General features: G+C 37.9%; 18 protein-coding genes and 4 tRNA genes. 21 read left to right on the top strand and 1 reads right to left on the bottom strand.

The annotated features are described in order from the left end of the window. The first annotated feature begins 53 nt into the window (after positions 1–53). The 20 genes from ABH942_RS05750 to ABH942_RS05655 all read left to right on the top strand — a co-directional run bounded on the left by ABH942_RS05750 (position 54) and on the right by ABH942_RS05655 (position 17,506). A complete protein-coding gene (locus ABH942_RS05750; protein ID WP_056071361.1) occupies positions 54–281 on the top strand; it encodes a hypothetical protein in 228 nt (75 codons plus the stop codon). 50 nt (positions 282–331) lie between these two features. Continuing rightward, on the top strand, positions 332–1,201 hold the full coding sequence (locus tag ABH942_RS05745; RefSeq protein WP_370030027.1) for a ComEA family DNA-binding protein: 870 nt from the start codon (positions 332–334) through the stop codon (positions 1,199–1,201). 34 nt (positions 1,202–1,235) lie between these two features. Further along, positions 1,236–2,405, top strand: a complete 1,170-nt coding sequence (locus ABH942_RS05740) for an acyl-CoA dehydrogenase family protein (RefSeq protein ID WP_370030025.1) — start codon at positions 1,236–1,238, stop codon at positions 2,403–2,405. A 72-nt stretch (positions 2,406–2,477) separates the two neighbouring features. Next, positions 2,478–2,672 (top strand): 30S ribosomal protein S21, encoded by a 195-nt coding sequence (gene rpsU, locus ABH942_RS05735; RefSeq protein WP_140002256.1) that lies wholly within the window; start codon positions 2,478–2,480, stop codon positions 2,670–2,672. A 72-nt stretch (positions 2,673–2,744) separates the two neighbouring features. Beyond that, on the top strand, positions 2,745–3,641 hold the full coding sequence (locus tag ABH942_RS05730; RefSeq protein WP_370030023.1) for a tyrosine-type recombinase/integrase: 897 nt from the start codon (positions 2,745–2,747) through the stop codon (positions 3,639–3,641). 35 nt (positions 3,642–3,676) lie between these two features. Continuing rightward, the gene (hpf, locus tag ABH942_RS05725) at positions 3,677–3,979 is read left to right on the top strand and encodes a ribosome hibernation-promoting factor, HPF/YfiA family (RefSeq protein WP_140002260.1); all 303 of its coding nucleotides are present in this window, start codon (positions 3,677–3,679) and stop codon (positions 3,977–3,979) included. A gap of 91 nt (positions 3,980–4,070) precedes the next feature. Beyond that, positions 4,071–4,144: transfer RNA gene (locus tag ABH942_RS05720), tRNA-Thr, on the top strand. A 34-nt stretch (positions 4,145–4,178) separates the two neighbouring features. Continuing rightward, positions 4,179–4,259, top strand: a tRNA-Tyr gene (locus ABH942_RS05715). A gap of 83 nt (positions 4,260–4,342) precedes the next feature. Beyond that, positions 4,343–4,414: transfer RNA gene (locus ABH942_RS05710), tRNA-Thr, on the top strand. A 54-nt stretch (positions 4,415–4,468) separates the two neighbouring features. Next, on the top strand, positions 4,469–5,662 hold the full coding sequence (gene tuf / locus ABH942_RS05705; RefSeq protein WP_140002262.1) for an elongation factor Tu: 1,194 nt from the start codon (positions 4,469–4,471) through the stop codon (positions 5,660–5,662). A gap of 57 nt (positions 5,663–5,719) precedes the next feature. Next, a tRNA-Trp gene (locus ABH942_RS05700) sits at positions 5,720–5,790 on the top strand. Between the two features lie 15 nt (positions 5,791–5,805). After that, entirely contained in the window at positions 5,806–6,003 is a 198-nt protein-coding gene (gene secE, locus ABH942_RS05695) for a preprotein translocase subunit SecE (protein WP_370030020.1), read from the top strand. Positions 6,004–6,012: 9 nt separating this feature from the next. Further along, positions 6,013–6,564, top strand: coding sequence for a transcription termination/antitermination protein NusG (gene nusG / locus ABH942_RS05690; protein WP_056069301.1), 552 nt, complete (start codon positions 6,013–6,015; stop codon positions 6,562–6,564). Positions 6,565–6,632: 68 nt separating this feature from the next. Further along, a complete protein-coding gene (rplK, locus tag ABH942_RS05685) occupies positions 6,633–7,073 on the top strand; it encodes a 50S ribosomal protein L11 (RefSeq protein WP_140002266.1) in 441 nt (146 codons plus the stop codon). A gap of 8 nt (positions 7,074–7,081) precedes the next feature. Then, the gene (gene rplA, locus ABH942_RS05680) at positions 7,082–7,771 is read left to right on the top strand and encodes a 50S ribosomal protein L1 (protein ID WP_140002268.1); all 690 of its coding nucleotides are present in this window, start codon (positions 7,082–7,084) and stop codon (positions 7,769–7,771) included. 22 nt (positions 7,772–7,793) lie between these two features. Continuing rightward, positions 7,794–8,294 (top strand): 50S ribosomal protein L10, encoded by a 501-nt coding sequence (rplJ, locus tag ABH942_RS05675; RefSeq protein WP_140002270.1) that lies wholly within the window; start codon positions 7,794–7,796, stop codon positions 8,292–8,294. A gap of 52 nt (positions 8,295–8,346) precedes the next feature. Next, positions 8,347–8,718: a 50S ribosomal protein L7/L12 gene (rplL, locus tag ABH942_RS05670; RefSeq protein WP_140002273.1), complete on the top strand. Its 372-nt coding sequence runs from the start codon at positions 8,347–8,349 to the stop codon at positions 8,716–8,718. A gap of 266 nt (positions 8,719–8,984) precedes the next feature. Further along, positions 8,985–12,797: a DNA-directed RNA polymerase subunit beta gene (gene rpoB, locus ABH942_RS05665; RefSeq protein ID WP_370030017.1), complete on the top strand. Its 3,813-nt coding sequence runs from the start codon at positions 8,985–8,987 to the stop codon at positions 12,795–12,797. 92 nt (positions 12,798–12,889) lie between these two features. After that, entirely contained in the window at positions 12,890–17,191 is a 4,302-nt protein-coding gene (gene rpoC, locus ABH942_RS05660; protein WP_370030014.1) for a DNA-directed RNA polymerase subunit beta', read from the top strand. A gap of 3 nt (positions 17,192–17,194) precedes the next feature. Continuing rightward, the gene (locus tag ABH942_RS05655; protein ID WP_056069326.1) at positions 17,195–17,506 is read left to right on the top strand and encodes a DUF3467 domain-containing protein; all 312 of its coding nucleotides are present in this window, start codon (positions 17,195–17,197) and stop codon (positions 17,504–17,506) included. Between the two features lie 395 nt (positions 17,507–17,901). On the opposite strand, the gene ABH942_RS05650 is transcribed toward ABH942_RS05655, so the two are convergent. Continuing rightward, complete coding sequence (locus tag ABH942_RS05650; protein WP_370030012.1) at positions 17,902–18,717, bottom strand: bacteriocin class II family protein; 816 nt, start codon at positions 18,715–18,717, stop codon at positions 17,902–17,904. A gap of 1,016 nt (positions 18,718–19,733) precedes the next feature. On the opposite strand from ABH942_RS05650, the gene ABH942_RS05645 reads away from it, so the two are divergent. Beyond that, positions 19,734–26,840, top strand: a complete 7,107-nt coding sequence (locus tag ABH942_RS05645; protein ID WP_370030010.1) for a T9SS type A sorting domain-containing protein — start codon at positions 19,734–19,736, stop codon at positions 26,838–26,840. The last annotated feature ends 63 nt before the right edge of the window (positions 26,841–26,903 follow it).

Below are 26,903 nucleotides of genomic sequence, written 5' to 3'. Positions count from 1 at the left end.
ATAAGTATGAAAAAACAGAAATGCTTACTTTTGGACTTTAGATATCAAATGATATGTCGTTTATAACAAACATCAGGCACTTTTTTGAAAAGCATGGCTTTGAAGTTTCTTCCCGTCTGGCAGACAGGCTGGGGATGAGGGCTTCAAGTGTCCGTTTGTTTTTTATCTATATTTCCTTCTTTACCGTAGGCCTCTGGTTTGGAGTCTATCTCACGCTTGCTTTTTTGGTCAGGCTAAAAGACCTGGTCTATACGAAACGAAGTTCTGTTTTTGATTTGTAGTTTTACTCTTCTCCCTTTTTCTTTATTCTACGCCAACTAAATTTTTTTATATGCCAATAAACAAATCTTTCTTTAAGTTTGATTTCAGACAACGCACAGGTATTTTTGTACTGCTTTTTATTATACTGGCAATACAGCTGAGCAGTTACTGTATCGATATAACAATCAAGGAAGATAATTCTCCCGAAAAACAGCAGTGGCTTTCATTGCAGTCAGAAATCGATTCTCTTAAAATTGCAAAAACAGCCAACAAGCCGGTAATGTATCCTTTTAATCCCAATTTCATTACAGACTATAAAGGATATAAACTAGGAATGTCTACAGCTGAAATTGACAGGCTTCTCGAATTCAGAAAGACAAACAAATATGTAAATTCGGCACAAGAGTTTCAGACAGTAACAAAAATTTCCGATTCATTATTACAGGTTATATCTCCTTATTTTAAATTTCCGGATTGGGTTAAAAATAAGAAGAATGACTTTGCTTATGAAAATCAACAGCCGTTTAAGAAAACAAAAATTGTGCTTATCGATATCAATAAGGCAACTCAGGAAGATCTGATGAAAATATACGGTATCGGGCCAGGATTATCGGAACGAATATTAAAACAAAAAGAACTGTTTGGAGCCTTTGTCAGCATGGAACAGATGGCTGATGTATGGGGATTGTCGCCTGAAGTTATCGAAAAGCTCAATGCACAATTTTATGTAGGATTAGCGCCAGAGGTCAAAAAAATAAGGATAAATGATGCTTCTATGAAAGAACTGTCTCATTTTCCGTATTTTAGATATCCAATCAACAAGGAAATAGTTACTTACAGAAGCATGAATAATGGGGTTTTAAGCATTGAGGATTTAACAAAAGTTAAGGGATTTCCTGTTGAAAAAATAAAAATAATTGCTTTATATTTGGAATTCTAAAAAATATGACACAAAAATACCCTTAATTATAAATATGAATTCAATATATTTTACTGAAGAACACGAACTGTTTAGAAAGAGTCTGCAGGATTTTTTGCAAAAAGAAGTAGTCCCGCACATTGAAAAATGGGAGAAAACAGGAACAATCGAGCGCTTCATTTGGAAAAAATTTGGTGAAATGGGATTCTTCGGAATCAATTATCCTGAAGCTTATGGAGGGATGAACCTGGATTTGTTCTACACAGTAGTTTTTTTAGAGGAACTTCAAAAAATTAAATCATCTGGTTTTGCGGCAGCAATGTGGGCTCATGCTTATTTAGCCATGACACACTTAAATGCAGAAGGTGATGAGAGAATTAAGCAAGACTATTTAGCACCAAGCATTTCGGGAGACAAAATAGGGGCATTGTGTATTACAGAACCTTTTGGCGGCAGTGATGTTGCAGGAATGCGTACAACAGCAATTAAGCAAGGCAACAAATACATTATTAATGGCTCAAAAACGTTTATTACAAATGGTGTTTATGCAGATTATTATGTAGTTGCGGCTAAAACAAACCCAGAATCTGGTAATAAAGGAATAAGCATGTTTTTGGTAGATTCTAATCTGAAAGGAATAGCGGCTACAAAATTAGATAAATTAGGATGGAGAGCTTCAGATACTGCCGAAATTGCATTTGATAATGTTGAAATTCCTGAAGAGAATTTAATGGGAGAGGAAGGAAAAGGCTTCCCTTATATAATGCAGCATTTTGCATTAGAGCGATTAATCATGGCGATTAATGCTCATGCCAGAGCAGAGTACGCTATTGAGTATACTATAGGGTATATGTCGGAACGCGAAGCATTCGGGAAAACAATAGATAAATTTCAGGCTTTACGACATACTATTGTTGAGCACGCAACTGATGTTGAACACTGCAAAATATTTAACTATGCAACAGTTGCTAGGTTAAACCAAAAAGAATACGTGGTGAAAGAAGCCTCGATGGCAAAATTAAAATCGACCAAAGTAGCTGATGAAACAATTTATAGCTGTTTGCAAATGTTAGGCGGTTATGGATATATGGAAGAATATCCTCTGGCACGTTTGTTAAGAGACAGTCGTTTAGGGCCAATCGGAGGAGGAACGTCAGAAATTTTAAAAGAAATTCTATCGAAAATAATAATTGACAAGCAGAATTATAAACCTGCTGTAAAATAATTTGCAATTCATAATTCATAATTCGTAATTATTTTATAAGTTTGCACCCTTAACGAGAGGAGGTGTCACATTATGTTAATTATACCAATTAAAGACGGAGAAAATATCGATAGAGCATTAAAGCGCTATAAGAGAAAATTTGACAAGACTGGAACAGTTCGTCAACTAAGAGCACGTCAGGCTTTCATTAAGCCATCTGTTGTCAGAAGAGCTCAAATCCAAAAAGCAGGTTACATCCAAAATCTTAGAGATCAATTAGAGAATTAATATTTAATTTTCTTCAAGATACAAAACCGTTAGTCATGAAAGTTTAATACCTTTGATGCTAACGGTTTTTTTATGCTTGATAGTAAAGAATCATTTAAGGATTATCTTCAAAAAGAGAAAAATTATTCCCTTCACACGGTTATGGCCTACACTAACGATCTGTCTGAGTTTGGTTTTTTTTTAAAACAGAATTTTGATCAGGACGATTTGGAAGATGTAAATTACAGCCAAATCAGAAGCTGGATCGTTTCTTTGGTCGATGCCGGTATCTCAAATACATCTGTTAACCGAAAGATTTCTTCCCTGAAATCATTTTATAGGTTCCTGTTGAAAATAAAGCGAATTGAAGCGAGTCCATTATTGAAGCATAAGGCGTTAAAAACACCCAAGAAACTGCAAATCCCTTTTTCTGAAAAAGAATTAGATAATGTTCTGAATTATATCGTCTATCCAGAAGGTTTTGAAGGAGTGCGCGACAAACTTATTATTGATTTGTTTTATGCTACAGGAATACGTCGGGCTGAACTCATTGGGCTCAAAATGTCTAATGTGGACTTGTCAAAAGGAGTTTTGAAGGTTTTGGGAAAAAGGAATAAGGAGAGAATTCTTCCCTTATTGTCAATAATACAGAATCAAATCCAATTGTATTTATCTGAAAGAGCTGGGTTAAAAGAAATTAAGGATGAAGCGTTTTTCTTTCTTACGTTAAAAGGAGTTAAATTAAACGATTCTCTTGTGTATCGACTAATAAATACGTACTTTAGTAATGTCTCAGAGAAAGTAAAAAAGAGTCCACATGTCTTGCGGCATACCTTTGCGACTCATATGTTAAACAATGGGGCAGATTTAAACTCAGTAAAAGAATTATTAGGACATTCCAGTTTGGCATCTACTCAAATATATACCCATAGCAGCTTAGCTGAGCTGAAAAAGGTTTATGGAGATGCACATCCCCGGAATCAGAAGTAATTCAAAATGTTCAACCGTATAAAATTTTATTTATTATGAAGGTAAACGTTCATGCAGTTAACTTTAATGTTGACGGAAAGCTTGTGGCATTCATTCAAGCCAGATTGGATAAGTTAGAAAAGTACTATGACAAAGTGGTTTCGTCAGATGTTTTTTTAAAGGTAGAAAAAACGAGTGATAAGGAGAATAAGATAGTGGAGATAAAAATCCATGTTCCTGGAGATGAATTTATTGTTAAAAAACAATGCAAAACATTCGAAGAAGGAGTCGAACTTTCGTCTGAAGCTTTAGAGAGGTTGTTACTGAAACGAAAAGAAAAGATAAGAACACATATATAATATAAATTTTTTTCAAAAATATTTTGATTAAGAAACAAAATGATATACATTTGCAGTCCGTTAGAAATAGCGGACTTTTTTTATTGAGTTTGCCGGTGTAGCTCAGCTGGCTAGAGCAGCTGATTTGTAATCAGCAGGTCGTGGGTTCGAGTCCCTCTATCGGCTCAGTTCTTTTATTAGATTGAAAATAAAATGGTTAGGGGAGATACTCAAGCGGCCAACGAGGACGGACTGTAAATCCGTTGGGAAACCTTCGCAGGTTCGAATCCTGCTCTCCCCACAAAACAAAGATTTTTGAGTTAAGATTTTTGATTTATATCTAAATCTTAAATCCAAAATCATAAATCCTAATCGGGATTCCCTGCCGGTGTAGCTCAGGGGTAGAGTGCTTCCTTGGTAAGGAAGAGGTCACGGGTTCAAATCCCGTCATTGGCTCAAGTAAGTAAGAATTTGAACACTAATATATAACTAAGATTAAAATTAAGTAAAATGGCAAAGGAGAATTTTAACCGTTCCAAACCGCACTTAAATATAGGTACAATTGGACACGTAGATCACGGAAAAACTACATTGACAGCTGCGATTACTAAAGTAATGGCGGAAGCAGGTTTTTCTAAAACAGCTGCAAAATCTTTCGATCAGATTGATAATGCTCCTGAAGAAAAAGAAAGAGGTATTACAATCAATACATCACACGTTGAGTACGAAACAGCTAACCGTCACTACGCGCACGTTGACTGTCCAGGTCACGCGGATTACGTAAAGAACATGGTTACTGGTGCTGCTCAGATGGACGGTGCTATCTTGGTTGTAGCTGCTACTGACGGACCAATGCCGCAAACTCGTGAGCACATCCTTTTAGGTCGCCAGGTAGGTATTCCTAGAATTGTTGTATTCATGAACAAAGTGGATATGGTTGATGATGCTGAGTTGTTAGAACTAGTTGAAATGGAAATCAGAGACTTATTGTCTTTCTACGAATATGATGGAGATAATGGTCCAGTTATCCAAGGTTCTGCTTTGGGTGGATTGAACGGAGATGCTACATGGGTTCCTAAAATTATGGAATTGATGGAAGCTGTTGACAACTGGATCGAAGAGCCAGTTCGTGACGTTGCTAAACCATTCTTGATGCCAGTTGAAGACGTATTTACAATTACAGGTCGTGGAACTGTTGCTACAGGTCGTATCGAAACTGGAGTTGCTAATACTGGAGATGCTGTTGAAATCATCGGTATGGGAGCTGACAAATTGACTTCTACAATCACTGGAGTTGAGATGTTCCGTAAAATCCTTGATAGAGGAGAGGCTGGAGATAACGTAGGTTTGTTGTTGAGAGGTATTGATAAAGCTGATATCAAAAGAGGTATGGTTATTATTAAGCCAGGATCTGTTAAGCCACACTCTAAATTCAAAGCTGAGGTTTATATCTTGAAAAAAGAAGAAGGTGGTCGTCACACGCCATTCCACAATAACTACCGTCCACAGTTCTACGTACGTACAACTGACGTAACAGGAGTTATCTCTTTGCCAGCAGGTGTAGAGATGGTAATGCCAGGTGATAACTTAACTATCGATGTGGCTTTGTTGAGCCCAATCGCTATGAACGTAGGTCTTCGTTTTGCTATCCGTGAAGGTGGTAGAACAGTAGGAGCTGGTCAGGTGACTGAAATCGTTGAGTAATTAGAATATATCTTAAAGAACCAGCAGCGCCTTTCGGATGCTGCTGGTTTTTAATAAACGGGCGTAGTTCAAGGGTAGAATAGCGGTCTCCAAAACCGTTGATGGGGGTTCGAATCCCTCCGCCCGTGCAAAAATAAATTACAATGACAAAAGTTGTTAATTACATAACCGAAGCTTTCGGTGAATTAAAAAATAATGTTACTTGGCCGGAATGGGCAGAAGTACAGCGCTTGACAATTGTAGTTGCTGTTTTCTCTGTGATATTCGCCTTGGCAACATGGGGAGTAGATGTTATTTTCGCAAAAGCATTAGCTGGATTCTTTAATTTGATAAAAGGTTAATTTTTTGAGATGGCGGATAATAATGTGAAAAAATGGTATGTGGTCAGAGCGGTAAGCGGACAGGAAAACAAAGTCAAAGCTTATATCGAAACTGAAATCAACAGATTGGGAATGGCTGATTATATTTCTCAAGTACTTGTGCCTACTGAAAAAGTAGTGCAGGTAAGAGATGGAAAAAAAATCAGCAAAGACAAAGTCTATTTTCCTGGTTATGTTATGATTGAGGCTAATCTTGTTGGCGAAATACCTCATATTATCAAGTCTATTACTAGTGTTATTGGTTTTTTAGGCGAAGTTAAGGGTGGAGATCCTGTGCCTTTAAGACAATCTGAAGTAAACAGAATGTTAGGTAAAGTTGATGAGTTGGCTGTGAAGACAGATAATCATGCTATTCCTTTCACTGTTGGAGAAACAATCAAGGTTGTTGATGGTCCTTTTAATGGTTTCAATGGAACTGTTGAGAAAATCAATGAAGAAAAGCGTAAGCTTGAGGTAATGGTGAAAATTTTCGGTAGAAAAACACCATTAGAATTGAGTTTTATGCAAGTTGAAAAAGTATAATTTTTGTTACATATATAGTAAAAACCGCATCTATCGCTTCCAAGATGATGCGTTAAATTTTTTAAACAATGGCTAAAGAGATTAGTAAAGTAGTTAAACTACAAGTTAAGGGAGGTGCCGCGAATCCATCGCCACCGGTTGGACCTGCTCTGGGTGCTGCTGGAGTTAACATCATGGAGTTCTGTAAGCAATTTAATGCTAGAACACAAGATAAACCTGGCAAAGTGTTACCAGTACAAATTACTGTTTACAAAGATAAGTCTTTCGACTTCGTTGTAAAAACACCACCTGCTGCTATTCAACTATTAGAAGCTGCAAAATTGAAGTCTGGTTCTGGAGAGCCTAATCGTAAGAAAGTAGCGAAAGTTACTGTTGATCAGATTAGAGCTATCGCTGAGGACAAGATGGCTGATTTGAATGCGTTCACAATTGAGTCTGCTATGAGCATGATTGCTGGAACAGCTAGATCTATGGGTATAACTGTAACGGGAGACGTTCCTTCTAATTAAGAAAAGACATGGCAAAATTGACAAAAAAACAAAAAGAAGCTGCATCAAAAATTGAGAAAAATAAGCTGTATTCTTTGAAAGATGCTTCTGCATTAATCAAGTCTGTTGCTTCTGCAAAATTTGATGAGTCTGTTGATATCGCTGTTAAATTGGGTGTAGATCCAAGAAAAGCAAATCAAATGGTAAGAGGTGTAGTAACATTGCCTCACGGAACTGGAAAAGATGTTAGAGTTTTGGCATTGGTTACTCCAGATAAAGAAGCTGAAGCTAAAGCTGCTGGTGCAGACCACGTAGGTTTAGATGACTATTTGCAAAAAATCAAAGACGGTTGGACAGATGTTGATGTAATCATCACTATGCCGGCTGTAATGGGTAAACTAGGACCATTAGGAAGAATCTTAGGACCAAGAGGTCTTATGCCAAACCCTAAGACTGGAACAGTTACTATGGATGTTGCAAAAGCAGTTCAAGAAGTAAAATCAGGTAAAATCGACTTTAAAGTTGACAAGACTGGTATCGTTCATGCAGGAATCGGAAGAGTTTCTTTCGGTGCTGAGCAAATCTCAGAAAACGCGCATGAAATTATTCAAACATTAATCAAAATGAAACCAACTGCAGCGAAAGGTACTTACATTAAGAGTATCCACATCTCAGCAACAATGAGTCCTGCTATTGCTTTAGATCCTAAAGCGGTATAATTGGTAGTTAAAAATTTTTAGTATGACTAGAGAAGAAAAATCAATCGCGATTGGAGATTTAACTGCACAGTTAGCTGGTACAAATATTGTTTATGTAGCAGATATTTCTGGACTAAATGCAGAAACTACTTCAAACTTAAGAAGAGCTTGTTTCAAAGCTGGTATTAAATTGGAAGTTGTTAAGAACACATTGCTTGAAAAAGCTATGGAAGCTTCTGAAAACAACTACGGTGAACTACCTGGAGTTTTGAAAGGAAACACTTCTATATTCATTGCAGACGTAGCTAATGCTCCTGCAAAAATCATCAAAGAATTCCGTAAAAAATCTGATAAGCCAGTTTTTAAAGGGGCATTCATCAACAATGAAATCTACATTGGAGATAACCTTTTAGATTCTCTTGCTTCACTTAAATCTAAGGAAGAAGTTATCGGAGAAATCATCGGATTACTTCAGTCTCCGGCTCAAAGAGTTATTTCTGCTCTTAAGAACCAATTCGCTAACGAAGAAGGAGCTGAATCTTAATCAGTACGCACAAATAAATTATATTAAAAAAATCATTTAAACGATAGAAAAAATGGCAGATTTGAAACAATTCGCAGAACAATTGGTTAACTTAACTGTAAAAGAAGTTAACGATTTAGCAACAATATTAAAAGATGAGTACGGTATCGAACCAGCTGCAGCTGCTGTTGTAGTTTCTGGTGGTGGTGATGCTGGTGCAGCTGCTGAAGAGCAAACAGAATTCACTGTAGTATTGAAAGATGCTGGTGCTTCTAAATTAGCTGTAGTTAAAGCTGTAAAAGAACTTACAGGTTTAGGTCTTAAAGAAGCTAAAGACTTAGTTGACGCTGCTCCTGCAAACGTTAAAGAAGGCGTTTCTAAAGACGAGGCTGAAGGTCTTAAAAAATCTTTAGAAGAAGCTGGAGCTGTAGTTGAGCTTAAGTAAGCTTACTAAGTTGAAATATCTAGGTTTAGGCCTTGGACAGAGACGTCCAAAGGCCTAAACCATTTTTCGTATAATAAAATTATATCAAGTTTTATTATAATAATAGTTTAAAATACGAAAAAGTTTTTGATCAATACGAAGACAAAAAATAGAACTGAATTTTTCTCATTGTATTTTTAAAGATGTATTGATTACAAAAAGAAAGTATAATTAAACTGTGTGTCTACACAAAAACTACTTTTTTTTAATCAAAATTTTGTCCATTGATGATAACAAATCAGACTGAAAGATTGAATTTTGCCTCGACAAAAAATATTCCTCAGTATCCGGATTTCTTGGATATTCAGGTAAAATCTTTTAAGGATTTTTTCCAACTGGAAACTAAATCTGACGAAAGAGGCAACGAAGGGCTTTACAATACCTTCATGGAGAACTTTCCAATTACAGATACAAGAAATCAATTTGTATTGGAATTCCTAGATTACTTTGTTGATCCACCACGTTATACTATTCAAGAATGTATAGAAAGAGGACTTACCTATAGCGTTCCTTTAAAAGCGAGACTTAAGCTATATTGTACAGATCCAGAGCACGAAGATTTTGAAACTATTGTACAAGATGTATATCTTGGAACAATTCCTTATATGACGCCTAGTGGCACATTTGTTATCAATGGTGCTGAACGTGTTGTTGTTTCCCAATTACACAGATCACCAGGTGTTTTCTTTGGACAATCGTTTCACGCAAATGGAACCAAATTATATTCTGCCAGAGTAATTCCTTTCAAAGGTTCTTGGATAGAATTCGCTACCGATATCAACAGCGTTATGTATGCTTATATCGATAGAAAGAAAAAATTACCAGTTACGACTCTGTTCAGAGCGATTGGTTTCGAAAGAGATAAAGATATTCTTGAAATTTTTGACCTTGCAGAAGAAATCAAGGTATCAAAAACAGGACTTAAAAAATACATTGGCCGAAGATTGGCTGCGCGTGTTTTGAATACATGGCATGAAGATTTCGTAGATGAGGATACTGGAGAAGTTGTATCTATCGAACGTAACGAAATTATCCTTGATCGTGATACAATTATCGATAAAGATAATGTTGAAGAAATCATCGATGCTAATGTAAAAACAATCTTATTGCATAAGGAAGATGCGAATCAGGGAGATTATGCTATCATCCACAACACATTGCAAAAAGATCCAACAAACTCTGAAAAAGAAGCTGTTGAGCATATCTACCGTCAGTTGCGTAATGCAGAACCGCCTGATGAAGAAACTGCTCGTGGTATCATTGATAAATTGTTCTTCTCAGACCAACGTTACAACTTAGGTGAAGTAGGTCGTTACAGAATGAACAAGAAATTAGATCTTGATATCCCAATGGACAAACAAGTTTTGACCAAAGAAGATATCATTACTATCGTTAAGTACCTAATCGAATTGATCAACTCTAAAGCAGAGATTGATGATATCGATCACTTGTCAAACCGTCGTGTTAGAACTGTAGGTGAGCAGCTTTCAGCTCAATTCGGTGTTGGTTTGGCTCGTATGGCGAGAACCATTCGCGAGAGAATGAACGTTAGAGATAACGAGGTGTTTACACCAATTGACTTGATTAATGCTAAAACATTGTCGTCAGTTATCAACTCTTTCTTTGGAACAAACCAGTTATCTCAGTTCATGGACCAAACAAACCCATTGGCAGAGATTACGCACAAAAGAAGATTGTCTGCCCTTGGACCTGGTGGTCTTTCGAGAGAAAGAGCAGGTTTCGAGGTACGTGACGTTCACTATACGCACTACGGACGTTTATGTCCGATTGAAACACCGGAAGGACCAAACATCGGTTTGATTTCTTCTCTTGGAGTGTATGCAAAAGTAAACGGAATGGGATTCATCGAAACTCCTTACCGTAAGGTAACTAACGGAAAAGTAGATTTAGTATCGGAACCGGTTTACTTGAGCGCTGAAGAAGAAGAAGGCAAGATGATTGCTCAGGCCAACATCGATATGAATGATGATGGATTGATTACTGCCGATAAGGTAATTGCCCGTGAAGAAGGTGATTTCCCGGTTGTAGAACCAAACGTTGTTCACTATACTGACGTTGCGCCAAACCAGATCGCTTCGATTTCTGCATCTTTGATTCCTTTCTTGGAGCATGATGATGCGAACCGTGCGTTGATGGGATCAAACATGATGCGTCAGGCGGTTCCTCTATTAAGACCAGATGCTCCAATCGTGGGTACAGGTCTTGAAAGACAGGTTGCGTCTGATTCCAGAGTTTTGATTAATGCAGAAGGTGATGGAACTGTTGAATATGTTGATGCTAATATCATCACTATTAAATATGACAGAACTGATGAAGAAAGAATGGTAAGTTTTGACCCAGATGAAAAAACTTATAATTTGATCAAATTCAGAAAAACCAACCAGAGTACTTCAATCAACTTGAAGCCTATCGTTAGAAAAGGAGATAGAGTTGTTAAAGGACAAGTACTTTCAGAAGGTTATGCAACTCAAAACGGAGAGCTTGCTTTAGGTAGAAACCTTAAAGTAGCGTTCATGCCTTGGAAAGGGTACAACTTCGAGGATGCAATCGTAATCTCTGAAAAAGTGGTTCGTGATGACATTTTCACATCTATCCATATCGATGATTATTCATTGGAGGTTAGAGATACTAAACTAGGTAACGAAGAATTGACGAACGATATTCCAAACGTTTCTGAAGAAGCTACCAAAGATTTAGATGAGAATGGTATGATCAGAATTGGAGCCGAAGTAAAACCTGGCGACATCCTGATTGGAAAAATCACTCCAAAAGGAGAATCAGATCCAACACCAGAAGAAAAACTTTTAAGAGCAATCTTTGGTGATAAGGCTGGTGATGTGAAAGATGCTTCATTGAAAGCTTCTCCTTCATTGCACGGTGTGGTTCTTGATAAAAAATTATTCGCTAGAGCGGTAAAAGATAAACGCAAGAGAGGCAAAGACAAAGATGATTTGGCTGCTCTTGAAATGGAATTTGAAACCAAATTTGTTGAATTAAAAGACAAGCTTGTTGACAAACTTTTCAATATCGTAAACGGAAAAACTTCGCAAGGAGTTATGAATGACTTGGGTGAAGAAGTATTGCCAAAAGGTAAGAAATACACTCAAAAAATGCTAAATGCTGTTGAAGATTTCGCACACTTAAGCAAAGGTCAGTGGGTTGCTGATGACGAAACCAATAAAATGGTTAACGACTTGATCCACAACTATAAGATTAAGCTAAACGACCTTCAAGGTGCATTGCGTAGAGAGAAATTCACGATTACTGTTGGAGACGAGTTACCAGCTGGAATCTTGAAATTGGCAAAAGTGTACATTGCTAAAAAACGTAAGCTAAAAGTAGGGGATAAGATGGCAGGACGTCACGGTAACAAAGGTATTGTTGCTAGAATCGTTCGTCACGAAGATATGCCTTTCTTGGAAGACGGAACGCCGGTTGATATCGTGTTGAACCCACTTGGTGTACCTTCACGTATGAACATCGGTCAGATTTATGAAACGGTTCTTGGATGGGCTGGACAGAAATTGGGTAGAAAATTCGCTACTCCAATCTTTGACGGTGCTTCTTTAGATCAAATCAACAAACTGACTGACGAGGCTGAAATCCCAAGATTCGGACATACGTACCTTTATGATGGAGGAACAGGAGAGCGTTTCCACCAACCTGCAACTGTCGGAGTTATCTATATGTTGAAACTTGGACACATGGTTGATGACAAGATGCACGCACGTTCTATCGGTCCATACTCGTTGATCACTCAGCAGCCTCTTGGAGGTAAAGCACAGTTCGGAGGTCAGCGTTTCGGAGAGATGGAGGTTTGGGCTCTTGAAGCTTACGGTGCATCAAGCACGCTTAGAGAAATTTTGACTGTTAAATCAGATGACGTTATTGGTAGAGCTAAAACTTACGAAGCTATCGTTAAGGGTGAAACTATGCCAGAACCAGGATTACCAGAATCGTTCAACGTATTGATGCACGAATTGAAAGGTCTTGGATTAGACATCAGATTAGAGGAATAGTTTTTAGTTCCAGAGTTTAGGATATCCATCCTAAACTCTGGGCTTTAAGCAAATAAAAGGTTTTCAATATCACAATATCAATAGTAAAGACTATGATGAACAGAAATAAAGATAAAAACCAAATTAAAAGGTTTGACAAAATTTCGATAGGATTAGCTTCTCCAGAATCTATCTTGGCTGAGTCAAGAGGTGAGGTTTTGAAGCCGGAAACTATCAACTATAGAACCCACAAACCAGAGCGTGACGGTCTTTTCTGCGAACGAATTTTCGGTCCTGTAAAAGATTTCGAATGTGCTTGTGGTAAATATAAAAGAATTCGCTACAAAGGTATCGTTTGTGACCGTTGTGGTGTGGAAGTTACCGAAAAGAAAGTACGTAGAGATAGAGTAGGTCACATCAATTTAGTTGTGCCAATTGCTCACATCTGGTATTTCCGTTCGCTTCCAAACAAAATTGGTTATATCCTTGGACTTCCGTCTAAAAAACTGGATATGATCATTTACTACGAAAGATATGTAGTTATCCAACCAGGTATCGCAAAAGGTCCTGATGGAGACTCATTACGTAGATTGGACTTTTTGACAGAAGAAGAATATCTGAATATTTTAGATACGCTTCCAATGGAAAACCAATATCTAGATGATAACGATCCAAACAAATTCATCGCCAAAATGGGTGCTGAATGTATCATGGACTTGTTGGCAAGAATTGATTTGGATGAATTGTCATACGAATTAAGACACTCTGCAAACAACGAAACATCTAAACAACGTAAGACTGAAGCCTTGAAAAGACTTCAAGTTGTTGAATCATTCCGTGAATCTAACGAAAATCGTGAGAACCGTCCGGAATGGATGATTATGAAAGTAGTTCCGGTTATCCCGCCAGAATTGCGTCCGTTGGTGCCGCTTGATGGTGGTCGTTTTGCAACGTCAGATTTGAACGATTTGTACAGAAGAGTAATCATCCGTAACAACCGTTTGAAGCGATTGATGGAGATTAAAGCTCCTGAAGTAATCCTTCGTAACGAAAAACGTATGTTGCAGGAATCTGTTGACTCGTTGTTCGATAACACAAGAAAAGCTTCTGCTGTAAAAACAGAATCTAACAGACCATTAAAATCACTTTCTGATTCCTTGAAAGGTAAGCAAGGACGTTTCCGTCAAAACCTTTTAGGTAAACGTGTGGATTATTCTGCTCGTTCGGTAATTGTCGTTGGACCTGAATTGAAATTATTCGAATGTGGTCTTCCAAAAGATATGGCAGCTGAACTTTACAAGCCTTTCGTAATCCGTAAGTTGATTGAAAGAGGAATTGTAAAAACTGTAAAATCGGCTAAGAAGATTATTGATAAAAAAGAACCAGTAGTATGGGATATCCTTGAAAATGTAATCAAAGGACACCCTGTATTGCTGAACCGTGCTCCTACATTGCACAGATTGGGTATCCAGGCGTTCCAGCCAAAGCTAATCGAAGGAAAAGCGATTCAGCTTCACCCATTGGTTTGTACGGCGTTTAACGCGGATTTCGATGGTGACCAGATGGCAGTTCACTTGCCACTTGGACCAGAGGCTATCCTGGAAGCTCAATTGTTGATGTTGGCTTCTCACAATATCTTGAACCCTGCTAACGGTGCTCCAATTACGGTACCTTCTCAGGACATGGTTTTGGGTCTGTACTACATGACCAAAGAGCGTTTGTCAACACCAGAACACAAAATCTTGGGTGAAGGATTGACATTCTATTCTGCTGAAGAAGTGAATATCGCCTTAAATGAAGGAAGATTGGAATTGAATGCTAGAGTGAGAATCAGAGCTAAAGATTTCAATGAAAATGGAGAATTGGTTTATAAAATTATCCAAACTACTGCCGGACGTGTACTTTTCAACGAAGTAGTTCCTGAAGCAGCTGGATATATCAACCAGGTATTGACCAAAAAATCGTTAAGAGATATTATTGGTGGAATTTTAAGTGTAACAGATGTTCCTACAACTGCTGCTTTCCTTGATAATATGAAAGACATGGGTTACAGATTTGCCTTCCGTGGTGGTTTGTCATTCAGTTTGGGAGATATTAAAATTCCTGATCAAAAACAATCATTAATTGATGATGCTAACGAACAAGTAGAAGGCATCTCAATGAACTATAACATGGGTCTTATCACCAATAACGAACGTTACAACCAAGTTATTGACGTATGGACTTCAACCAATGCTTTGCTTACAGAATTAGCAATGAAAAACATTAGAGAAGATCAACAAGGATTCAACTCTGTGTATATGATGCTTGACTCTGGAGCGAGGGGTTCTAAAGAACAGATTCGTCAGCTTACCGGTATGCGTGGATTGATGGCTAAGCCTAAAAAATCGACAGCTGGTGGTGGTGAAATTATCGAGAACCCGATCTTGTCTAACTTTAAAGAAGGACTTTCGATCCTTGAGTACTTTATCTCTACTCACGGTGCTCGTAAAGGTCTTGCGGATACGGCTTTGAAAACGGCCGATGCGGGTTACTTGACAAGAAGATTGCATGACGTATCTCAGGACGTTATCGTAAACACAGAAGATTGTGGTACGTTAAGAGGTGTTGAAGTAGGCGCATTGAAAAAGAACGAAGAAATTGTTGAAACTCTTGGAGAAAGAATCCTAGGACGTGTGGCATTACAAGATGTAATCAACCCGCTTACTAGCGAAGTTTTAGCAACTGCCGGACAACAAATTACAGAAGCTATTGTTAAGTTGATTGACGAATCACCAATTGAAAAAGTGGAAGTTCGTTCGCCGTTAACTTGCGAAGCTGAAAAAGGAATTTGTGCTAAATGTTACGGAAGAAACTTGGCAACTGGAAAAATGACTCAAAAAGGTGAAGCTGTTGGTGTAATTGCTGCACAGTCGATTGGAGAGCCAGGTACACAGTTGACACTTCGTACGTTCCACGTTGGAGGGGTTGCTGGAGGTCTTTCTGAAGAATCAAGCATCACAACAAAATTCAGTGGTCGTCTTGAAATAGAAGATTTGAAAACTGTTAAAGGTGAAGATCTTGAAGGAAACACTACTGATATCGTTATTTCTCGTTCTACAGAATTGAAATTACTTGATGTTAAGACAGGTATTGTCCTTAATACGCATAACATCCCTTACGGTTCTAGTATCTTTGTTAAGGATGGTGATGTAGTAGAAAAAGGAACAACAATCTGTAAGTGGGATCCATATAACGGGGTTATTATCTCTGAATTCACAGGTAAAGTTGCTTACGAAGATCTTGAACAAGGACAATCGTTCCAGGTTGAGATCGATGAGCAGACTGGTTTCCAGGAGAAAGTAATTTCTGAAGGAAGAAACAAGAAATTGATTCCTACCTTATTGATTTACGGAAAAGATGGTGAATTGATCCGTTCGTACAACCTGCCAGTGGGTGCCCACTTGATGGTTGAAAACGGTGAGAAAATTAAAGCTGGTAAAGTTTTAGTAAAAATACCACGTCGTTCTTCAAAAGCAGGAGATATCACCGGAGGTCTTCCAAGAATTACGGAGTTGTTAGAAGCTCGTAATCCTTCGAACCCGGCTGTTGTTTCTGAAATTGACGGTGTTGTTTCATTTGGTAAGATTAAGAGAGGTAACCGTGAAATCGTAATCGAGTCTAAATTTGGTGAAATCAAGAAATATCTTGTGAAACTTTCAAGCCAGATTCTTGTACAAGAAAATGACTTCGTAAAAGCAGGTATGCCATTGTCTGACGGAGCAATTACTCCAGATGATATCTTGAGAATCCAAGGGCCATCAGCAGTACAACAATACCTGGTAAATGAAATTCAAGAAGTTTACCGTCTGCAAGGGGTAAAAATCAACGACAAGCACTTTGAAGTTGTAATCCGCCAGATGATGCGTAAAGTTCAGGTTCAAGATCCAGGAGATACATTGTTCCTTGAAGATCAACTAATCCATACTAAAGACTTTATCTATGAAAACGATAAACTTTACGGTATGAAAGTGATTGAAGATGCTGGTGATTCTGAAAACCTTAAAGCAGGACAGATCGTTTCTCCTCGTCAATTGCGTGATGAAAATTCACTATTGAAGCGTACGGATAAAAATCAAGTTGTGGCAAGAGATGTTATCACGGCTACAGCGACTCCAGTATTACAAGGTATTACAAGAGCTTCGTTGCAGACTAAATCATTCATCTCTGCGGCATCGTTCCAGGAAACAACTAAAGTATTGAACGAAGCTGCTGTTGCTGGAAAAGTAGACATGCTTGAAGGACTTAAAGAAAATGTTATCGTTGGACACAGAATCCCTGCTGGTACAGGTATGAGAGACTACGATAATGTAATTGTAGGTTCTAAAGAAGAGTATAATGAACTAATGGCTGCAAAAGAAGAATATAATTATTAAGATATGAGCGATTCAAAACAACCACAAGGTCAGATTAATATTGAATTGGATGAAAAAACAGCCGAAGGAATCTATTCCAACTTGGCTATCATCAACCATTCAGCTTCAGAATTTGTATTGGATTTCGTAAGCATTATGCCTGGAATTCCAAAGGCAAAAGTGAAATCGAGAATCGTTTTGACACCGCAGCATGCCAAAAGACTGCTAAAGGCTATAGGAGAAAATATCCATCGTTATGAAAGCGCCCATGGCGAAATAAAAGACACGGAACAACCTCCAATTCCTTTGAATTTTGGTCCTGCCGGACAAGCATAAACAAAAAAGCCTCCTGAATTCAGGAGGCTTTTTTTATTTTGTAAATCTTGTGAGGTGTAAAAGTTTGACCGTTTGTTGTAGTTCAAATGCTTTGGCATAGTATTAGTTTTTAGTGTGAAAGCTCAACCTTCTGCGTACAGTATTACTGAATGGGTTTTGTTGAAAGACAATTCCGGGAATTTCTAAATTGCTTTTTGATTACTATCGTTTAAAGATGAACAAACGATAAATTAAAATATAGCCAAATAGTAAACTCAATAAGAGCTTTAAATATAATTTGAAGTTATTTAAGTCTGAATATTGATAATTAACTTTTCCGTTCATTAATAAAAAGAATACTACGGAAATAAAAATAAATAAAGGAAACTTTATTTTGTTTTTCATGATACAAATTATTAAATGCAATCAACAGCTGCCCATATTGCTCCGGTTACGGCGCCAGTTACAGCGCCGGCTGCTCCGCCAAATATGCAGCCACCAACAGCGCCAGTTGCTGTACCGAGCACAGGGACTGTTACTGTGCCAATTGTAGCACCTGCAATTGCGCCTCCTATACAGCCTGTTATCATCCCTGTTACCAATCCCCTTCCAATTGCCTTGCCTCCAGTTTGTCTTAAACAATCCCAAAAACCAAAAGTTATATATTGGTTATCTCTAATAATTGTAGGTAAATTTTCATAACCGTCATTAATTAGTAGACTATTGTTAACTCCTATCATCATTGAGTTTATCATAAATTTTAAATTGTTTCTGTTAACTTCATCTAAATCCAATCTATCAATATTATTTGAGTACTCTGCAAGTATATCTAAAACTTTATTATCACTTGCCTGACTTAAATCTTTTAATAAAGGCGTTAATGCATCACGATATTTATCATCACACTCTTCACAATTCTCATAAAAAGCAATAAGACTGTCAGTATTTGAAACATCAATACCTTTGCTTCTTATAAATTCGATTGCAGGTTTTTGAATTTTAAGAATTGTAATTTCAAGATTTACAAAATCGCGAGATAATTTTTCCGCTAAGTGACTATTTTTTAGAGTGTTAAATTCAATTGAAGGCTTTCTCAAATGTGATGAAGAATTGTCGTTGAGTTCGTTTTTTGAATTCATTTCCGAATTCTCGTTCTCCTCACTACAAGATGTAACAAATAAAAACATGGTTAAAAAAATCATTGTAATGGCTGATAAAAATATTTTTCTCATGGGTTTAAATAAAAAAGTTCTCTACTCTTTCAAGGATTTTCGAGTTGGTCCTGATACATACATCATATGTGTATTTTTTTTCAAATAAAGGATGAAAAAATTTAAAAGCCACTACACAAATGGGTATAATTTAAGTCTGAATGTAAATTCTATTCTTTTGTGTAGTATCCTATGCATATAGGCCAATCTTTTTAGAGTAATTCATTGTTTACTTTTGGGCTAAAGCAACAACGCTTCTTCAACGTTTTTTATTGAACTTCATCGGATTTATTTTTTTGTAGATAACATTTTCTTTAAGTTTATCTGTGAATTAAAATTTCATTGCAAATACTGGTGATACTACCACATACCAACTAATTGTCCCTAAGGATTAGAGTTAATGTATTAAATTATTTGAGATGAAGATTTTGTATAAAGAATCAAATGCAGTTGGCCGTAATGACAATACAATACTATCAAACAATTCTATTATCAGGTTTTTTGTAGCAATGGTTTTGCTTTTATTGAGCTGTGCGGGCCTTTTTGGCTAAAGAGATTAACAGAGACTATTATAAAGATTTTTAGTAAGTAAAAATACTCTTCTTCCTATTTTTTTAAATTAGTGATGGGGAGTTTTTTTATGCCCTAACAGAATGTTTTTGTTTGATTATGATGAATGTTTTTTTTAGTAATAGATTGGAGTTGAAATAAATAAATCACCAAAATTTATCTAAAAGTTATGCATTTGTTGTAATGAATTTAAGTTGATATATATTGCTGAAAGTGTGTAAAAAAGAGCCCTTTTTTTGATTATATCAGATAATTTTACCGTTGTTCATAAATTTTTTCTTGAAATATTAATTTTGTGTTAAATATTATATTAATTTTCCGCGTTGATTGAATCGCATTTTTTTATGCAAATTATAAAAGATATTTTAAAGGATTGGTAAAATCCTTTAAAGGCTTTTTTGTCTGTTATAATATGAGTTTCAATTAACAGATGTTCTTACTTTATTTTTAATCAATTTACTTAAACTATGATGAATTATTACACTCTTTCGAGTTTTAGAAAACCATCTAAACTCAGAAAAGGGATTGAGAATTTGGCTGACCCCCGGCCTGATTCTATTTCTCACGGAGCTAAGCCGACATGGATTAGCTTGTTTTTGATAGTCATGTTAATGGCTATGAATCATTCAGTTTGGGCCCAGAACTCGGCAAATTACACGTTTGCCACTTCCACTACAGGTTCGCTGGCACTTGATATGAATGGCGGAGCCGTTGATATGAGTACAGGAACGACGCAGTTGATAGGTGCTGGTCTTGACGCAACAGCTTCGGCCGTTACCAATATTGGATTTGACTTCCACTTTATGGGAAACAGGTTTACCCAGTTTTCGGTTCAGGAAGATGGAATCTTGCAATTGGGTGCAACCGCTGCGCCAACCAATACTTATTCAATCAATGGTGGTTCAGCGACTTCTCCAAGACTTTCAGCTTTTAATGCTGATTTAAGAACGGGTTTGACCACAGGAAAAGTTCATTACAAAGTATCAGGTACGGCACCCAACAGGGTTTTGGTAGTTGAATTTGCGAACATGCAACTTTTTTATACTTCAACTACAAGTGTGGCAGCAAATTCTACATGGCAGATGAGACTTTATGAAAAAGGTAATGTGGAATATGTTTATGGAAGTATGTCTGCCGTAGATATAGGAACTACAGCTGGTAATAGAGCTCCTTCTATTGGTTTTGCTATAGGAACTGCAACAGGAAGTTTCGCTTCAGTTTTGTATGCTGGAAATACTGTTTCTGTAACGAATCCATATGCGGCCAATCCAACTGTAGCTGCTTTAGGAGCTATTGCTAATTTGAATTCTTCTGCAGATGGAAGCAGAAGAGTTTACCAGTTTATTCCTCCAGGAAATCCTGGTAATGCACTAGCTACACTTATTCCACCTCCTACATTTTTGTCTTTTTCAAGTGTTGGTGGAGGATCAATGATATTGAATTGGGCAGAATCTTCTCCAAACATAGATGTAGTAAAATACATAATTTTAAGATCTTCAGATGGTGGAGCTACTTACACGCAGGCTGGTACTGCAAACGTAGGAACGACTACATACAATGCAACGGGTCTAACACCAAGTACTACTTACTCATGGCGTATTTACGCAATTAGTGAAGGAGGAAAAAGTACAAACTTAGATGCTATTCAGGCAACAACTCCTCCAGGAACATATACTTCTATTGTATCAGGAAACTGGAATTCTGCGGCAACTTGGGATGCAGGCAGTGTTCCTAATTCTTTTGATAATGCAGTAATTTCTGTAGGAACAACTGTTGCAGTTGATGCGACAGGTTTATCTATAAATAATCTTTCAGTTGAAGGAACTTTAGGTTATGGAGCTACACCTACAAACTTTACAGTTAACAATAACCTGACTGTAGCACTTGGTGGAGTCTTGAATGTTTATAATGGAACTACAGGAAAAACACTTACAGTCACTGGAAATATCGTAAACAATGGTATGATTGATGTTTCTGTAGGAACAACTACGGCGGGTACGTTAACATTAAATGGAACAGTTCCACAAACAGTAAGTGGTTTGGGAGGCTTTACCACAGGTGTTATCAGAAACCTTACATTTAGTAATACTGATGCTGTGGCTACACCTAACATCACTTGGCTTATCAATGATGTTAAGGTTGCATATAACTTAAACCTTACAGGGGCCAGAATTAATTTAGGTACCAATAAAATGACTTTCGGTGCTGGTGCTGCAGGTAATACCTTAACGGCTCCGGTTGGTACAGGATTCTTGCCTGGAGCCAAGTTTTCTAGATGGTGGACTGCTGCTGCAACCGGAACGACTATTGCCGTAGCAACTGATCCTACGAATTCAACAAGTAGATACCCATTTATTAATAGTGCTGGTGCAAACAGAGCCATGTATATTACAAAAACCAATGCAACAGGCGCTGTTGCAGGTGAATTAGCCGTAATATATAATGATGCTTCAGGCATTACCACTGGTTTGTCAGTTGCTGACGGTGCTTATACAGTAAACGATAGATATAATGGAAACTGGGTAGTTTCTAATGAAGGAACTCCTATTAGTTCAAGTTCCTATACTGTTGTTTTACTTGCCCAAAATGCATTCCCTGCATTGCTAAACGGAAATGCAAGAGTTATGTTTGCCAATGCGGCTATCGGAGGTGCTCACCAAAATGGTACGACTACTCCTGGAGCGCAAAGAATTACAGTATCTCAGGCAGATCTTCTTTCAGGTCCTTTGTATATAGGTGTTGCATCTTCTGATATTCCATTTATTTCTGTTGCTAACGGGAACTGGACTGCTCCTGCAACATGGAACAAAAATGCGGTGCCAGGTGCTTCTGATACGGTAACGATTGCAAATAATACAAACGTGACTTTAGATGGTGTAAATGCTATCTCAGGTTTGACAGTGGCAACTGGAGGTACATTAACAGCTGCAACTGGAGCTCTTAGCTTTACATCACTTACAAATAATGGTACGGTAAACATTTCTGGAGTTTCTTCTTTGACAGCTTCTACTACAGTTGCAAATAATAACATAATGAGTGTTACTGGTGGTAGCTTGAATGTTACCGGAGCAAGTACTACAGGTATTACGAATGGAGCAACTGCTACACTTACAGTTGGCGGCGGAACAATTAATTTGTCGGCTTCTGGAGCAAATAACCGTACTTTCTCAAACAGTGGAACTATGACAGTTACATCTGGAACCGTAAATGTTTTTGGTAACATGATTCATAATGGTGGTTCTACTTTTAATCAAAGCGGTGGAAATATCAATATTGATGGAAATGATGCTGGAAATGCTGCTAATTCTGTAGCTTCAGGAACAAATTTATTAAACATTACTGCAAACGCTGTTGCTAACTTGTCTTTAACAGGAGGTACAATTACTATTGTCGATCCTCCTCAAAGTTCAAGTACTTCAACATATTCATTGAGAGTTTCTCAAGGTGGAGCATACAATTCGGCTGGAGCTAACCATACTTTCAGATTTGGAGATGGTATATCGAATGATAGCAGTACTACGGGAAGTAACGGATTCTACGTATATCTTTTCCAAGGAGGTTCTAATTATGGTTTAGGAAATGTTACTGTAGATGCTGGAACTATCGGAACAAACAGATTTGTGAGAACAACTTCTACTGTGGCAATTAAAGGTAACTTGAATATTATATCAGGTGAATACCAAATGGGAAGCGCGAACCATTTAGCAGGAAACCTTATTAATAACGGAATCCTAACAGCAGGAAGTGCATTAAATATTAATGACTATAATGGTGCTGCTGTAGCATCTACAAATGCTCAGACTATTTCTGGAGCAGGTGTTTTCAGAAATGCAGCAACTACTCCTACTGCTAATTTGACATCGTTAACAGTTAATAATACAAGCACAACAGGATTAACTTTAGACGTTCCTCTTACTGTTAGTGGTACATTAACGCTTACAAGCGGAAAAGTTAATACTACTAACGTTAACTTGTTAACGTTAGGAACAACCACAGCTGGTGGAACATTAACAGGAGGAAGTGCTACTGCTTATGTAAACGGGCCGTTGGCTAGAACTATAATTAGTGGTAATTCAAATACAGCATACCAGCATTTCCCAGTTGGAAAAGCTGCTTATGCACCAATTTGGTTAGCTCCGGCTACTACAGCAGTTTCTAACATTAAAGCTGAAGCTTTTGATTCTAATGCAGGTACGGCAGATGTAAGTTTGCTTAATTTGTCTGCAACAAGAAGATGGGAAATTCCTTTAATGTCTGGAACGATTAATGACATGAATGTAAGATTAGGAGATGCTTCAATTGTAAGCACAAGTATCCCGGTTCAGGCTCTTACTCCTGCAGGTGTGTATACAAATGCTTTTGGAAGTATTGCTACTTATGTAGCAGGAACTGCTGGAGCTCCTAATACTACACAGTCTAATCTGCCTATTTCGGCTGCAAATTTCACAGGATATATCTCTTTTGCAGATTCTAATTCTTGTAGTGGTACTCCAAATCCAGGAAATACTGTAGCTTCTGCTACTTCAATTTGTGTTGGTGCTTCAGTAGCGCTAAGCTTGCAAAATGCGATTTCAGGTTCAGGAGTTACTTACCAATGGAAGAGCTCTACAGACGGAACTGTTTATACTGATATTGCAGGAGCTAACGGACCTACTTTAACTGTAGCGCCAGCAGTATCTACTTATTATGAGTGTGTAGTGACTTGTTCTGCGGGTCCTGCTATAGGAACTTCAACTCCTGTGCATATTGTTTTCACTCATCAGGTTGCAACAAATACGCCAGCGACACGTTGTGGAACAGGAACTGTTCAGTTAGCAGCTACGCCAAGTACAGGTGCTACTATCAATTGGTATGCTGCAGCAACCGGAGGTGTTGTACTAGCAACTGGAAATACTTTTACAACTCCGTCGATTTCTGCAACAACAACTTATTATGCTTCTGCTGAAGTGTCTACTCCTCCTGCGACTAATATATTAGGTGCTGGAGCAACAACGTCATCTTCTACAGCGCAATCTTTCTTCCCTGGAAGTTGGGGAGGAACTAAGACTCAGTATATCATTAGAGCATCTGAGCTTAATGCTGCAGGTTTTTCAGGGATATCTAATCTGAGTAGTTTAGGATTTGAGCCTACAGTTTCAGGTCAGACTTACCAAGGGTTTACTGTACAAATAGGACATACAACAGCGGTGACAGCTCCAACAGCCACTTTTATTAGTACAGGACTAACGCAGGTATATTTAGGAACTGGAGCAAATGGTGGATTTACACCAGTATCTAATGCAGTGAATACATTAGCTTTTGGAACGGGTGCAGGTTCATCTCCAATGTTCGTTTGGGATGGTAGCTCTAATATTGTTGTTACGATTTCATGGAGTAGCGTTCCAAGCGCTACAACTGCTACGGCTACGGCTATGAAAGTAGACGATGTAGGGTTTGTGGCCTCGGCATACAGACAAAGAGACAGTTTCACTCCGGCAGCGATGTTGGCTGAAACTGATGTGAATGCTACAGGTACTTTCAGACCTAAATTTTTAATCAACGGACAATCTATTTGTTCTTCACCTAGAATTCCTGTTGTTGCTACTGTAACGACTGCGCCAGTTCTTACCTTGAGTGGTAATCCTGCTGCTGTTTGTGGTGGACAACCTACTGCTGCAGTAACGATTACTGCGGGTGCTGCTGATTATGATACATATACATGGTCGCCTTCTACAGGTGTTTCTGGAAATGCTGGTACAGGATGGACATTTAGCCCATCTGCAACTACTGCATATACACTTACTGCTAATAATACTGCAACAGGCTGTTCTGCTGTAGTAATAGTAAATGTTGCTGTAAACCCAACACCTTCTGCAATTACTGTAATGCCTACCACACCTACAGTTTGTGCAGGTAGTCTTCAGCAATTGACAGTGTCAGGAGCAGGGTATTCTGTTCTTTCTGGTGCAGGTACAACTACATCTGGATCTAGTTCTACTTCAGCAACATTAGGACCAAACCCATTACAGGCTTATTATGGAGGTACAAAACAACAGTGGATTTATACTGCTGCTGAATTGACAGCCTTAGGTTTTATTCCAAATACGACTATTAATGGTATAAAACTAGAATTGGTTACAGCTAACACTACTTATGCTCTTAACAACCTTGTTGTAAAAATGAAAAACTCTGCTACGGCAAGTTTTGCTTCAAATACATCATGGGAAACAGGCATGACAACAGTTAAGAATGCTGCTAGTTATACTCCGGTAGTAGGATTGAATAGTTTTGTGTTAGATACTCCTTTTACTTGGAACGGTACTGACAACTTGGTTATTGAAATGAACTATAGTAACAATAATGGTGGTAATACAACTACCTATAATACGGCTAAGCATAGTCCTACAGCTTTTGTAAGTACTATTTTTTACAGATCAGACAATGTATCTGTGGCTTTAATGGATGCTTATGCAATGGCTGCAACCTATACATATAGTGCTAGAACTGATATTACGTTCGACTTATCGCATACAATAACGTGGACATCAACAGGAACGGGTGATTTATTCACTGATGCGGCTGGTACGGTTCCTTATGTGGCAGGAAGCCCTTCTGTAAGAGTTTACGCTAAACCGTTAACAAATACAACGTATACTGCTACAGCTACAGTTGGAACTTGTTCTTCGACTAACAGCACTCTAGTAACAGTTACACCAAGCGTAACTCCAAACTTTGCTCAAATCGGAACAATTTGCCAGACATCTACGGCGCCAACACTTGCTACGACTTCTCCAAACGGAATTACCGGAACATGGTCTCCTGCAACGGTTAATATGACTACAAGCGGAAGTTATGTGTTTACTCCTGCTGTTGGACAATGTGCTACAACTCAAACATTGAATGTTGTTATTACTCCGGCAACTACTCCTAATTTTGCTCCAATTGCGGCTATATGCCAAGGATCAACAGCTCCAACATTGGCGACAACGTCTCCAAATGGAGTTACAGGAACGTGGAGCCCTGCAACAATTAGCAATACAGCTAGTGGAAGCTACGTGTTCACTCCAACTGTTGGACAGTGTGCTGCAACTCAAACGTTGAATGTAACGGTAACAGTTACTCCAGCTCCAACAGGTGCTTCTCCACAAGATTTCCCTGCAGGTTCAACTTTGGCTAGTTTCGCAGTTACTGGTACTGGAATTATCTGGTATGATTCAAGCACATTAGGAAACGTATTGCCAGCTACAACTCCAATAGTTTCTGGAACTACTTATTATGCTTCTCAAACAGTGGGAGGTTGCGAAAGTATTCAGAGATTACCAATAGTAGCAGGTACAGCACTTAATGTAGACGGTTTCGATAATGCAAACTTTAAGTACTATCCAAACCCTGTCAACAATATCTTAACTGTATCTTATAGCGAAGCCATAACAGGTCTTAAGCTTTATAATATGGTAGGTCAGCAGCTGATTACTAGATCAGTAAATGCAAATGAAACACAAATTGATATGTCTCATTTGCCAGCAGGATCTTACTTATTAGAAGTATCTGCAGGCAGCAAGTCTAAGATGGTTAAACTATTGAAAAATCAATAATCAGTTTTATTGATATAAAATGAAAAGCCTCCTTCGGGAGGCTTTTTTTGTTTGGAAAAAGTT

It is taken from the genome of Flavobacterium sp. 28YEA47A, assembly GCF_041262125.1.
In the GTDB taxonomy this organism is placed as follows: Bacteria; Bacteroidota; Bacteroidia; order Flavobacteriales; family Flavobacteriaceae; genus Flavobacterium.
Note: the sequence above shows the minus strand (reverse complement) of the source record. Positions and strands in the feature narration are given on the sequence as shown.

Excerpts from the sequence above, each read along its gene's own strand:
- ABH942_RS05750 (WP_056071361.1), top strand. The coding sequence starts at position 54 with ATGTCGTTTATAACAAACATCAGGCACTTTTTTGAAAAGCATGGCTTT.
- ABH942_RS05745 (WP_370030027.1), top strand. The coding sequence starts at position 332 with ATGCCAATAAACAAATCTTTCTTTAAGTTTGATTTCAGACAACGCACA.
- ABH942_RS05740 (WP_370030025.1), top strand. The coding sequence starts at position 1,236 with ATGAATTCAATATATTTTACTGAAGAACACGAACTGTTTAGAAAGAGT.
- rpsU (WP_140002256.1), top strand. The coding sequence starts at position 2,478 with ATGTTAATTATACCAATTAAAGACGGAGAAAATATCGATAGAGCATTA.
- ABH942_RS05730 (WP_370030023.1), top strand. The coding sequence starts at position 2,745 with ATGCTTGATAGTAAAGAATCATTTAAGGATTATCTTCAAAAAGAGAAA.
- hpf (WP_140002260.1), top strand. The coding sequence starts at position 3,677 with ATGAAGGTAAACGTTCATGCAGTTAACTTTAATGTTGACGGAAAGCTT.
- tuf (WP_140002262.1), top strand. The coding sequence starts at position 4,469 with ATGGCAAAGGAGAATTTTAACCGTTCCAAACCGCACTTAAATATAGGT.
- secE (WP_370030020.1), top strand. The coding sequence starts at position 5,806 with ATGACAAAAGTTGTTAATTACATAACCGAAGCTTTCGGTGAATTAAAA.
- nusG (WP_056069301.1), top strand. The coding sequence starts at position 6,013 with ATGGCGGATAATAATGTGAAAAAATGGTATGTGGTCAGAGCGGTAAGC.
- rplK (WP_140002266.1), top strand. The coding sequence starts at position 6,633 with ATGGCTAAAGAGATTAGTAAAGTAGTTAAACTACAAGTTAAGGGAGGT.
- rplA (WP_140002268.1), top strand. The coding sequence starts at position 7,082 with ATGGCAAAATTGACAAAAAAACAAAAAGAAGCTGCATCAAAAATTGAG.
- rplJ (WP_140002270.1), top strand. The coding sequence starts at position 7,794 with ATGACTAGAGAAGAAAAATCAATCGCGATTGGAGATTTAACTGCACAG.
- rplL (WP_140002273.1), top strand. The coding sequence starts at position 8,347 with ATGGCAGATTTGAAACAATTCGCAGAACAATTGGTTAACTTAACTGTA.
- rpoB (WP_370030017.1), top strand. The coding sequence starts at position 8,985 with ATGATAACAAATCAGACTGAAAGATTGAATTTTGCCTCGACAAAAAAT.
- rpoC (WP_370030014.1), top strand. The coding sequence starts at position 12,890 with ATGATGAACAGAAATAAAGATAAAAACCAAATTAAAAGGTTTGACAAA.
- ABH942_RS05655 (WP_056069326.1), top strand. The coding sequence starts at position 17,195 with ATGAGCGATTCAAAACAACCACAAGGTCAGATTAATATTGAATTGGAT.
- ABH942_RS05650 (WP_370030012.1), bottom strand. The coding sequence starts at position 18,717 with ATGAGAAAAATATTTTTATCAGCCATTACAATGATTTTTTTAACCATG.
- ABH942_RS05645 (WP_370030010.1), top strand. The coding sequence starts at position 19,734 with ATGATGAATTATTACACTCTTTCGAGTTTTAGAAAACCATCTAAACTC.